This is a genomic window from Micromonospora sp. 15K316, assembly GCF_004348525.1.
In the GTDB taxonomy this organism is placed as follows: domain Bacteria; phylum Actinomycetota; class Actinomycetes; order Mycobacteriales; family Micromonosporaceae; genus Micromonospora.
In genome coordinates this window covers 1-11,874 of the sequence record NZ_SMKG01000186.1, presented here as the reverse complement: position 1 = coordinate 11,874, position 11,874 = coordinate 1, and the positions used below count along the sequence as shown (strand labels likewise).

10 protein-coding genes are annotated in these 11,874 nt (G+C 74.9%); 3 read left to right on the top strand and 7 right to left on the bottom strand.

Annotated elements, in window-relative coordinates; translation table 11 throughout:
- The coding region (locus E1211_RS25285; RefSeq protein ID WP_132351584.1) for a family 43 glycosylhydrolase at nt 1–2,145 on the top strand (2,145 nt) is incomplete at its 5' end.
- 37 nt (nt 2,146–2,182) lie between these two features.
- On the opposite strand, the gene E1211_RS25280 is transcribed toward E1211_RS25285, so the two are convergent.
- From E1211_RS25280 to E1211_RS25270, 3 genes are read right to left on the bottom strand one after another with little or no spacing between them, the layout of a single operon-like run.
- Nucleotides 2,183–2,701, bottom strand: coding sequence for a 2'-5' RNA ligase family protein (locus E1211_RS25280; protein WP_132351582.1), 519 nt, complete (start codon nt 2,699–2,701; stop codon nt 2,183–2,185).
- 42 nt (nt 2,702–2,743) lie between these two features.
- Complete coding sequence (locus E1211_RS25275; RefSeq protein WP_132351580.1) at nt 2,744–3,349, bottom strand: DNA-binding response regulator; 606 nt, start codon at nt 3,347–3,349, stop codon at nt 2,744–2,746.
- On the bottom strand, nt 3,346–4,500 hold the full coding sequence (locus E1211_RS25270; protein WP_243709690.1) for a sensor histidine kinase: 1,155 nt from the start codon (nt 4,498–4,500) through the stop codon (nt 3,346–3,348). Before E1211_RS25270 ends, E1211_RS25275 begins: the two co-directional genes overlap by 4 nt.
- 133 nt (nt 4,501–4,633) lie before the next feature.
- Between E1211_RS25270 and E1211_RS25265 the strand changes: the two genes are divergently transcribed.
- Entirely contained in the window at nt 4,634–5,485 is an 852-nt protein-coding gene (locus E1211_RS25265; RefSeq protein ID WP_243709689.1) for a DUF6010 family protein, read from the top strand.
- Between the two features lie 160 nt (nt 5,486–5,645).
- A complete protein-coding gene (locus tag E1211_RS25260; RefSeq protein WP_132351576.1) occupies nt 5,646–7,454 on the top strand; it encodes a DEAD/DEAH box helicase in 1,809 nt (602 codons plus the stop codon).
- A gap of 74 nt (nt 7,455–7,528) precedes the next feature.
- Here the strand turns inward: E1211_RS25260 and lon are convergent, their stop codons facing one another.
- The 4 genes from lon to E1211_RS25240 form a co-directional block, all read right to left on the bottom strand.
- Complete coding sequence (lon, locus tag E1211_RS25255) at nt 7,529–9,865, bottom strand: endopeptidase La (RefSeq protein ID WP_132351574.1); 2,337 nt, start codon at nt 9,863–9,865, stop codon at nt 7,529–7,531.
- Between the two features lie 38 nt (nt 9,866–9,903).
- Entirely contained in the window at nt 9,904–10,167 is a 264-nt protein-coding gene (locus E1211_RS25250; protein WP_132351572.1) for a hypothetical protein, read from the bottom strand.
- Between the two features lie 66 nt (nt 10,168–10,233).
- Nucleotides 10,234–11,103 carry a manganese catalase family protein gene (locus E1211_RS25245; protein ID WP_132351570.1) on the bottom strand — a complete coding sequence of 290 codons (870 nt, stop codon included), beginning with the start codon at nt 11,101–11,103 and terminating at the stop codon, nt 10,234–10,236.
- Nucleotides 11,104–11,189: 86 nt separating this feature from the next.
- Nucleotides 11,190–11,874: sensor histidine kinase KdpD (locus tag E1211_RS25240; RefSeq protein WP_132351568.1), on the bottom strand; the 685-nt coding region annotated here is incomplete at its 5' end.

Genomic DNA, 11,874 nt, shown 5'->3' with positions numbered 1-11,874 from the left:
GCCGAAGCCCGCTCCACCCCCGACTACCGCAACCCGATCTCCGTCGACGTGGGCGACACCTTCGCCGACCCGGTCATCGTCCGCGGTGACGACGGCTACTGGTACGCCTACGGCACCACCGACCCGCTGCGCGAGGGCGAGCGGCAGCCGCACCGCATCCCCACCGCCCGCTCCGCCGACCTGGTCGACTGGACGTACGTCGGCGACGCCTTCGGCCCCGACCAGCGCCCGCCCTACGCGGCGACCGGCGCGGCGTTCTGGGCGCCGGACGTGCGCCGCATCGGCGACCGGTACGTCATGTACGTGACGGTCACCGACACCACCGTCTCGGCCGAGGGCGGCGACTACGCGATCGGGGCGGCCACCGCGCCCAGCCCGACCGGCCCGTGGACCTTCGCCGACGAGCCGGTGGTCGCCCCGCGCCCCGGAGGCGGCGGTGGCTGGCTGTGGACGATCGACCCGAGCCAGTTCACCGACGTCGACGGCAGGAACTACCTCTACTACGGCAGCTACTACGGCGGCGTCTCGGTCACCGAGCTCACCGCCGACGGGCTGCGCGCGGTGGGCTCCCCCACCCTGGTCGCCGTCGACAACAAGTTCGAGGGCAGCTACGTGCTGCGCCGCGACGGCTGGTACTACCTCTTCGCCTCCACCGCGAACTGCTGCGCCGGTCCGGCCACCGGGTACTCGGTGCAGGTCGGGCGGGCTCGCGGCCCGCGCGGACCGTTCCTGGACCGCGACGGCATCGCGCTGACCGCGTCCCGGACCGGCGGCACCCCGGTGCTCACCCAGAACGGCAACCGCTGGATCGGCACCGGACACAACGGATTCCTCACCGACCTGTCCGGCCAGGACTGGATCGTCTACCACGCCATCGACCGCTCCGACCCGTACCTGGACGAGCCGTTCGGCGTCAACGAGCGGCCGATGCTCATCGACCGGCTGGACTGGATCGACGGCTGGCCGACCGTGAACGCCGGCGCCGGCCCCTCCGACGGCGCACGCCCCGCCCCGGTGACGAGCGGCCGGCTGAACGAGCGGTTCGACACCGCCGGGCTGGCTCGCTGGCGGCGCGCCGGTGGCGACTGGCAGGTCGTCGACGGCGGGCTCACCGGCAACGGCGCGGTGACGAGTCGTACCACCGTCGGCGGCGACCTGCGGGCGGAGACCGACCTGCGGCTGACCGGCGCGACCTCCGCCGGGATCACCCTCGCCGACCGGGTGGAGGTCCGCGTCGACGCGGCCGGCGGCCGGCTGGTGGCCCGCGACGGCAGCCGTACGGCCGGCACCCCGCTGCCCGCCGGGTTCACCCCCGCTCACCGGCACAACCTGGCAGTCGAGGTACGCGGCCGCCGGCTCGCCGCCGAGCTGAGCCCGGCCCGCCTCGGCGACCAGCTCGCCGTGGTCGAGCTGCGGCTGGACCGCCCGGTGACCGGCCGCATCGGCCTGCGCGCCACCGGCGGCGACGCCGAGTTCGACAACGTCAGCGCGGTGCCGCTGTACCGGGAGGCGCGGGCCGTCGCGACGCCCCGGATCGGCCGGGTGCTGAGGTCGTACTCCGACGAGTTCACCGGCGGCCTCGGCCCGGCCTGGAGCTGGGTACGCCCGGACCCGGCGGCGATGGTGGCCGGCGGGGCGCTGCGCTGGCCGGTGCAGTCCGCCGACCTGACCGGCACCGGCAACACGGCAGGCGTGCTGCGGCGCGACGCGCCGGCCGGCGACTACGTGGCCGAGACGAAGGTGAGCCTCGACCTCGGCGAGGAGACCGTCCGCAACTACCAGCAGGCCGGCCTGGTGGCGTACGTCGACGACGACCGGTTCGCCCGGCTGGCACAGGTGGCGATCTGGAACACCCGGCAGGTGGAGTACGGCTACGAGCTGCCCTTCGCCGGCCAGCCGGTCTACGGCGGCACCATCGTCGGCACCCCGGCCACCACCACCTGGCTGCGGCTGGCGCACCACGTCGACCCGCGCACCGGCGAGCACGAGTTCCGGGCCGCCTCCAGCCGGGACGGCGAGCACTGGACCTGGGGCGGGGTGTGGACCTTCCCGGCCGACACCGCACCCCGGATCGGGCTGGTGGCGCACGGCGGCGCCACGCCGGCGGTCACCGCCGACTTCGACTACCTGCGCTTCTACCGCTGACGGCGCGCCGACCGGGGCTCCGGTGACGGAGCCCCGGTCAGCGCCCGGCGCCGAGCGGGCCGACCGTGCGGGTGGCGCCGTCGTAGCTGCGCGCCGCGACGAACTCCCCGCTCGGGCGGTCCCCGCCGATCACCGCCCGGGCCCGGCGACGGTCGGCGTCGCGGAAGCGCAGCGCCAGGCTCAGGTGCGGATTCCACCGCTCCGGCAGGTGCCACGGGTGCGCGCCGGGCGCGCCGGCGAGCACGTCCCAGACCGCGCCGTGCAGGGCGAGCAGCTCCGGCGTCGACTGGACGAGCCACACCAGCGGGGCGCTGCCGTCGAGCACCGCCACCCGGTCGACCCGCGCCCGCAGCGGCAGCGCCGCGTCGAAGAGATCGGCGAGGCGCTCCTCCGCGCCGGGCGGGAACTCGTCCACCGCGGCGAGGGTCAGATGGGGCCGGTTCGTGGGATGGGTGTTGCGGGCCAGGCTGGGCAGACCGATCTCGGCCAGTCGATTCCACGCCGCCCGTACCGTGGCGTCCAGCTCCGGCGAGCAGAGTAGTTCGACCGTACGCACCCGCCCACGCTAGTCGCCTCCCGGCGCCGGCCCGGCAACGGCTCAGAGCCAGCCGTTCTCCCGTGCCCTCCGGATCGCCTCCGCCCGGTCGGAAGCACCGAGCTTCTGCACCGCCGCGGCGAGGTAGTTGCGCACCGTCCCGCTGGAGAGGTGCGCCCGCCGGGCGATCACGGCGACCGGGGCGCCCAGCTCGGCCAGGCGCAACGTCTCCAGTTCCCGGGGAGTCAGTGGGCAGTCGGGCAGGGTCAGCGCGTCGGCGGCCAGCGCCGGGTCGACGTACCGGCCGCCGGCGCGCACCCGGCGGATCACGTCGGCCAGCGCCCCACCCGGCGCGCCCTTGGGCAGGAAACCGCGGGCGCCGGCGGTCAACGCCTGCCGCAGGTGCGCAGGTCGGCCGTGCCCGGTGAGCAGGACCACCGCGCACCCGGGCAGCGCCCGGGACAGCTCGGCGGCGACCTGGATGCCGGTCAGCCCCGGCATCTCCAGGTCGACCACCGCCACGTCCGGCCGGTGCGCCAGCGCCGCCGCGACCGCCGACGGACCGTCGGCGGCCTCCGCCACCACCTCGACGTCGGGCTCCAGCCCGAGCAGGGCGGCCAGCGCCACCCGGATCAGCTCCTCGTCGTCGGCGAGCAGGAGCCGGATCATGACCCGACCGGGACTGTGGCTTCGAGGGTGAACATGTTCTCCTCCCGCCGGACGCGCAGCCGCCCACCGGCCGCGGCGAGCCGGTCGGCGAGGCCACGCAGACCGTTGCTGCGCTCGTCCGGCCCGCGACCCGCGACGCCGTCGTTGGAGACCGTCAGGCGGGCGACGTCGCCGTCACGCACGATCTCGATCCGGCACCAGCCGGCGCGGCTGTGTCGCAGCAGGTTCGTGCCGGCCTCGCGGAGCACGGCCGCCAGGTCACTCGCCGCCGTCGGCGGCAGCTCCGCCGGTGGGGGCACGATCGTGCACCGGACACCGGACGAGCGCAGCACCGCCGCCACGGCGGCGAGCTGTTCACCCAGGTCGACGCGCCGGTAGCCGTGCACGGTCTCGCGCACCTCGGCCAGGGCCGACATCGCCAGGCGCTGCGTCTCGGTGGCCTCCCGGGCGGCCCGTTCGGCATCCACCCCGGCCAGGCGGGCGGCCAGCTCCGCCTTCAACGCGATCACGGTGAGACCGTGCCCCAGCACGTCGTGCACGTCCCGGGCGAAGCGGAGCCGCTCCTGGGCGGCGGCCAGTCCGGCCTGCGCCAGCTGCCCCTCCCGCGCCTCGACGAGCAGGTCCCAGAACCAGACCTGGAACCAGTTGACCAGGGCGACGCTCACGCCGACCCCGCCGGTCACCAGGAGGAACCGCGCGACCGGACCGCCGGTCCAGGCGGCCACCCCGGCCGACGCGGCGAGGGTGAGCGCGGTCACCGCGACCACCGTCGGCGGGCGGACGAGCAGCGGCGCCATGCCGACGAGCGAGGCGCCCAGCCACGCCCAGGTCGGCCACGCGCCGGCGGCGACCGGACCGACCAGCGGGACGCTCAGCACCGCCGCCGCGGCCAACCCCAGCTGGGAGCGGCGACGCCACCGCTGCGGCAGCCAGGGGGTCACCGCCGCGTACAGCACCGCGGCCTGGCCGGCGACGAACGCGACGACACCCACCACACCCAGCGCGGCGCGTACCACGTCGGGCTCCCGGGCCACGCCGAGCAGCGGCAGCAGCAGGCTGGCCCAGATCCCGGTGCCCAGCGAGAAGAGGGTGGCCGTACGCGCACGGCGCAGCCGCCGGTCCGCCCGGGGTCCCGCCGTCTCCTGCGCCACGGACCCGATCGTAGGGCCGCCGCCGCACGATCCGCCCCTGCGAAATGTCACCGATTGACCGTGCACATCGCACGGACAACCGGTGACATCCGGGCCTGCCCGGCTGGTCGTCCCCACCGGCAGGGTCGACGGCATGACGCAGACCCGAACACACCCGCCGACGTCCGCCACCGCCCCCCGCCGGGCGGGCGGCGTCACCCACCTGCTGCGGCACCTCGGCGAGATGGCTCTCGCGATGATCGCCGGGATGCTCCTGCTCGACCCGGTGTGGCCGCTCGTCGCCGACCCGGCGGGGCTCGGCGCCGCGCTCGACCGGCCGGAGGTCGCCGCGCTGGTGATGGCCACGGACATGACCGCCGGCATGACCGTCTGGATGCGGTACCGCCGGCACCCCTGGTCCGCGTGCGCCGAGATGGCCGCCGCCATGTACGTCCCGTTCCTGGTGCTGCTGGCACCCTACCGGGCGGGCCTGCTCGACGGCGACGCGATGATGCTCGGCGGGCACCTGCTGATGGTGCCAGCCATGGTGCTCGTGGCGCTGCGGCACCGGCACGACCGGCCGACCGCGCCCCCGCGCCGGGGACGGCTGCTCGCCGCCCTGGCCCGCCGCTGGCCGGCCGGACTCGCCCTGCTGATGACCGTCGACAACTGGGTCTCGCCGAGCGTGCTCGCCCCGTGGACGCTGCTGGTCCTGCCCGCCGGGTACCTGATCATCGGCGGGTACCGGCACCGGCTGCGCGGGCCGGGGATGCCGGCCCGGCAACTCGCCGGCCTCGCCGCCTGGTCGGCGTTGGCGCTGGTCGCGGTGGCGGCCGGTGGGCGGACCGCCGCGTGGCTGGTCGCGCTCGGCTGGCTCGCGCACGCGGTCTGGGACGTCGTGCACCACCGCCGCGGCGAGGTCGTGCCCCGCGGCTACGCCGAATGGTGCGCCGTCCTCGACGCCGTCCTCGGTGTCACGATCATCCTGGCGCTCCTGACCGACTGACGCCGGGGTCGCCGCCCCGGGCCGCCGCGTCGGTGCGGAGCGCGGCCCGGGCCGATCCGGGGCCGGTCCCGCTTGATCATCGGGGTGCTCCGGAGGCGCCCGCGACGGATAGGTGCCGGTCGGCGCGGCGGGCGCGGGGCGGTGATGAAAGGCTTGTCGCATGAGTTCGGCACAGATCCACCCCACCGACCCGGGCGACACCGAGGCGAACGGCTTCGCGGACCTCGGGCTGCGCCCCGAGCTGCTGGGCGCGCTGGCCGCCCTCGGCTACGAGGAGCCCACCCCGATTCAGCGGGAGGCGATCCCGCCCCTGCTCGCCGGCCGGGACCTGCTCGGTCAGGCGGCCACCGGCACCGGCAAGACCGCCGCCTTCGCGCTCCCCCTGTTGCAGCGCATGCCGGCGCACCGCGACGGCGGCGACCCGGTGGCGTTGGTGCTGGTGCCGACCCGGGAACTGGCGGTGCAGGTCTCCGAGGCGTTCCACCGCTACGGCCGGGAGCTGGGCGCCCGCGTGCTGCCGATCTACGGCGGGCAGCCGATCGGCCGGCAGCTGCGGGCCCTGGACGCGGGCGTGGACGTGGTGGTGGCCACCCCGGGCCGCGCGCTGGACCACATCGCCCGGGAGACGCTGCGGCTGGGCGGGCTCACCACCGTGGTGCTGGACGAGGCCGACGAGATGCTGGACATGGGTTTCGCCGAGGACATCGAGGCGATCCTGGAACACGCACCCGAGCAACGGCAGACGGTGCTCTTCTCGGCCACGATGCCGTCGCGCATCGACGGGATGGCCCGGCAGCACCTCACCGACCCGGTCCGGATCCTGATCCAGCGGGAGCAGCCGGTCGCCGGCGAGGCGCCCCGGGTACGGCAGAGCGCGTACCTGGTCGCCCGGGCGCACAAGCCGGCGGCGCTGGGCCGGGTGCTGGACGTGGAGTCGCCGACCGCCGCGATCGTGTTCTGCCGCAGCCGGGAGGAGGTGGACCGCCTCACCGAGACGATGAACGGCCGCGGCTACCGCGCGGAGGCACTGCACGGCGGGATGAGCCAGGAACAGCGCGACCGGGTGATGGGTCGGCTGCGCGCCGGCACGGCCGACCTGCTGGTCGCCACCGACGTGGCCGCGCGCGGCCTGGACGTCGAGCAGCTCACCCACGTGGTCAACTACGACGTGCCGTCGGCCCCCGAGTCGTACGTGCACCGGATCGGCCGGGTGGGCCGGGCCGGTCGGGAGGGGGTGGCGATCACCCTCGCCGAGCCGCGTGAGCACCGGATGCTCAAGACCATCGAGCGGGTCACCGGGCAGCGGATCTCCATCGACACCATTCCGACGGTGGCGGATCTGCGTACCCGCCGGCTGGAACTGACCCAGGCGGCGCTGCGGGAGAGCCTGCTCGACGACGACCTGGAGCCGTTCCGGGTGATCGTGGAGTCGCTGACCGACGAGTTCGACCTGATGGAGGTCGCCCTCGCCGCGGTGCGGCTGGCGCACGAGGCGACGTCGCCGGGGGCGGACGACGAGGAGGAGATCCCGCAGGTGTCGCTGCGTGGCCCGCGCGAGGGGGCGCGGGGCGAGCGGCGCGGGACCGGCGGCCGGCCTCGGGCCGGAGGCACCACCCAGGTCTTCGTCGGGCTCGGCCGGCGGGCCGGGGTGCGGCCGCAGGACCTGGTGGGCGCGATCACCGGCGAGACCGGGGTCAGCGGCCGGGACATCGGCTCCATCGAGATAGCGGACCGGTTCTCGCTGGTGGAGGTGCCGCACGCCGTCGCCGACGAGGTGATCGCGGGGCTGCGTGCCAGCACCATCAAGGGCCGCAAGGCGACGGTACGCCGCGACCGGGACGGCGACGACCACGATCGCCGGGAGCGGGCGTACGCCGGGGATCGCCGGGACCGGCCGTACGGCGGGGAACGCCGCGACCGGCCGTACGGTGGCGACCGCCGCGACCGCCGGGACCGCGCCCACCGCTGACCGCCTCCGGTCGGGAGAGCGCGGAAGGGCCCCCTGCCACACGGGTGCGGCAGGGGGCCCTTCCTCCTGAGACGTCAGGCCGCGGCGAGCGCCGGGCCGTCGAGCGACTCCGCCTCCAGCTCGGCCGGGCGCAGGGCCAGGGCGAGCACGTCGGCGACGTCGGCGAGGGTGTGGATGGTCAGCGCCTCGCGGACCTCGGTGGGCAGGTCGTCCAGGTCCGGCTCGTTGCGCTTCGGGATGATCACCTCGGTCAGGCCCGCCCGGTGCGCGGCGAGCAGCTTCTGCTTCACCCCACCGATGGGCAGCACCCGCCCGGAGAGGGTCACCTCACCTGTCATCCCGAACTCGGGCCGGACCGGCCGGCCGGTCACCAGGGAGGCCAGCGCGGTCACCATGGTGATGCCGGCGCTGGGGCCGTCCTTGGGCACCGCGCCCGCCGGGAAGTGGACGTGGATCCGGCGCCCGGCCAGCGCGTTCGGGTCGATGCCGAGGCGTCGGCCGTTGGAGCGCAGGTACGACAGCGCGATGTGCGCCGACTCCTTCATCACGTCGCCGAGCTGGCCGGTCAGGGTCAGCCCCGGCTCGCCCTCCATGCTGGTCGCCTCGATGAAGAGCACGTCGCCGCCGGCGCCGGTGACCGCCAGGCCGGTGGCCACGCCGGGCACCGCCGTCCGCTCCGCCGATTCCGGGGTGAACTTCGGCCGGCCCAGGTAGCGGGCCAGGTTGCCGTCGTCGACCTGGATCGGCGTCGGGTCGGTGGCGAGGGTGACCGCCACCTTGCGCAGGATCTTCGCGAGTGCCCGCTCCAGCTGCCGGACCCCGGCCTCGCGGGTGTACTCCCCCGCGATCCGGGCGAGCGCCTCGTCGGCCACGGTCACCTCGTCGGCGGTCAGCCCGGCCCGCTCCCGCTGCCGGGGCAGCAGGTGGTCCCGGGCGATGGCCACCTTCTCGTCCTCCGTGTAGCCGTCCAGGGTGACCAGCTCCATCCGGTCCAGCAGCGGGCCGGGGATGCTCTCCACCACGTTCGCGGTGGCCAGGAAGAGCACGTCGGACAGGTCGAGGTCGACCTCCAGGTAGTGGTCGCGGAAGGTGTGGTTCTGCGCCGGGTCGAGCACCTCCAGCAGCGCGGCGGCGGGGTCGCCGGCGTACCCGGCGGCCAGCTTGTCCACCTCGTCGAGGAGCACGACCGGGTTCATCGAGCCCGCCTCGCGCAGCGCACGGACGATACGGCCGGGCAGCGCGCCGACGTAGGTGCGCCGGTGACCGCGGATCTCCGCCTCGTCGCGGACACCACCGAGGGAGACCCGGACGAAGTTGCGCCCGAGCGCCCGGGCGACCGACTCACCGAGGCTGGTCTTGCCGACACCGGGCGGGCCGGCCAGGGCGAGCACCGCGCCGGAGCCACGCCCGCCGACGACGCCGAGGTTGCGCTCGGCGCGCCGGTTGCGCACCGCGAGGTACTCCAGGATGCGGTCCTTCACGTCCGGCAGGCCGGCGTGGTCGGCGTCGAGCACCGCACGCGCCTCGGCCAGGTCCGTGTTGTCCGTGGTTCGCGTGCTCCACGGCATCTCGAGGACGGTGTCCAGCCAGGTGCGGATCCAGCCCGCCTCCGGCGAGGCGTCGCTGGCCCGCTCGAGCTTGCCGACCTCGCGCAGCGCCGCCTCGCGTACCTTCTCGGGCAGGTCCGCGGCCTCGACGCGGGTCCGGTAGTCGGCCGAGCCGTCCGGCTCGTCCTCGCCGAGCTCCTTGCGGATCGCGGCGAGCTGCTGGCGCAGCAGGAACTCCCGCTGCGACTTCTCCAGCCCCTCCCGCACGTCGTTGTTGATCTGCTCGGTGACCTCCTGCTCGGCCAGGTGCTCCTTGACCCAGCCGACGAGCAGCTCCAGCCGGGCGGTGACGTCCGGGGCGGCGAGCAGGTCGTTCTTCTGCTCCAGGCTCAGCCACGGCGCGTACCCGGCGGAGTCGGCGAGCTCGGAGAGGTCGGTCATCCGCTCGATCGCGTCGATGACCTGCCAGGCCCCCCGCTGCTGGAGCAGCGACGACACCAGGGCGCGGTACTCGCGGGCGAGTTCCCGGGCCCGGCCGGCGGGGGCGGGTTCGGAGAGTTCGGCGGCCTCGACCCAGAGCGCGGCACCCGGGCCGGGGACACCGGAGCCGATGCGGGCGCGGGACAGGCCGCGGATCACGGCGGCGGGCTCACCGCTGGGCAGCCGGCCGACCTTCTCGATGGTGGCGACCACGCCGACGGGACCGTACTCCCCGTCGATGCGGGGCACGGCCAGCAGCGTACGGTCGCCGGTGGCGCGGGCCGCGTCGACCGCGGCCTGAGTGGTCGGGTCGAGGGTCACCGGGATGACCATGCCGGGCAGCAGCACGGCGTCGGTCAGCGGAAGTACCGGAAGAGTTGCCATCGAACACCTGCCATCGCATTGAGTTGAGCGTGTCTGGCTCAAGTCACGAGGCGCTTCCTTTCTTCCGTACTGTGAGCCAGGCCACTCGCGGCGGCGAGGCGGGGCCCCGGCAACAGCAGCTGCCGCAGCAGGGGGGCACCCCCGGCGAGCAGCACCGCGACCGGGATCGCGATGCTGGTCAGGGCCAGTGCGACCACCGTCCAGGCGGGCAGCCCGGCGGTCACCGCGACGACGGTCAGCGCACCGCAGACGGCCAGCTTCACGCGGGTACGGGCGATCGGGACCAGCGGCTGGGACGACATCCTCGACACCTCCTCGGGGACGCCGGCCGCCGGACCGCCCGTCGCTCGGGCGGCCCGGCGTCGGCGTCAGGTGAGCTTGCTCTTGACCTTGGTGGCGACCTTGCCGACCGCGCCCGGGTTCGTGCCGTAGAGGCGCGGATCACCGGGAGGCAGGACCGGTTCCGGCGCGTGCGCCCGTGGGCTGTTGTCGTACCGGAACTCGCCCTTGCCGTCCGGCGCCGGCCCCGAGGCCCAGCGACCCTCCGACGCGTCGGTGCCCGGGGAGAAGTCCAGGTAGGTGTAGCCGAACTGCTCGGTGAGCTCCCCGGAGTCGGGGAAGGCGTCCGGCACCGGCATCTCCTCCAGGCCGTCCTCCTTGAGCTGCTCGATGGCGGCCAGCCACATGTTCTGGTGCATGGTGTCCCGGGCCAGCAGGAAGCGGAGCATCTGCTTGACCCCCGGGTCGTCGGTCATGTTGAAGAGCCGGGCCACCTGCAGCCGCCCCTGCGCCTCCGCCGTCACGTTGAGGTAGAAGTCGGCCATCAGGTTGCCGCTGGCGGTGATGAACGAGCCGTTCCACGGGACACCGGAGCTGTCCACCGGCAGCGCTCCGCCACCACCGTGGATGAAGTGCGCCGGGTTGGCGCCGCCGTAGATCGCTCCCACCATCGGGTTCTCCTCGGCCGCCTCCTGCAGCGACAGCGGCGCGTTCTCCAGCAGCCGGGTGATCATCGTGGCGATCATCTCGACGTGGCCCATCTCCTCGGTGCCGACATCGAGGAAGAGGTCCTTGTACTTACCGGGCAGCCGGCAGTTCCACCCCTGGAAGAGGTACTGGTTGGCGACGGTCATCTCGCCCCACTTGCCGCCCAGGATCTCCTGGAGACGCCGGGCGAACGCGGCGTCCGGGCCGTCCGGTTTCGCCTCGAACTGCAGGTCCTTCAGATGGCTGAACACGTCCCCTCCTCGGTACGGCGGAAGCCTGTACCGGGGACACTTCCCGCGTCGCTGGCCCAGCCGGGCCAATCGGCGACCCGGGCGGGTCAACCGGGGGGCGCGAGCGGTGGCAGCCGCACCTCCAGCGCCACGCCGCGTGGGCGGAGCCGGTGCACGTGCACCGAGCCCCCGTCGGCAGCGACGAGCCGCCTCACGATCCAGAGCCCGAGTCCGTGCATCCCCGAGCCCGGCTGCGGCCGGCGCAGCGCCTCCAGCAGCGTCCCGTCCACCCGCCCCTCGTCGGTCACCAGCAGGCTCAGCCCCGGGCGGCGCACCGTCGCGTAGAGCCCCACCCGGCCGTCCCGGGGACCGTGCCGCAGCGCGTTCTCCACCAGGTTGGTCAGCACCCGCCGGGTACGGCGCGCGGGCACCGGGTGACTCCAGGCCCGCCGGGTGGCGCGGGCCAGCCGACGGTGCGCGGGCACCAGGGCGGCGGCCTCGCGGAGCACCTCACCGAGGGGCACGATCGGGTCGATCGACGTCGAGAGGGTCAACGCTCCGGTGCCGGCGGTGGCGTCGCGCAGCAGCCCCTGCAGGTGCGCGGCCTGATCCCGGGCGAGTTTGGTGATCTCTCGCCGGTCCGCGCCGGTGAGTTCCCGGTGCTCGTCGGCGAGCGCCCGGGTCAGCGAGGTCAGCGAGGTGACCGGGGTGCGGAACTCGTGACAGAGCACCCGCAGCAGCAGTTCCGGGTCGGCGGGTGACCGGCCGTCCGGGGCGGGCGCGGGGCAGCGG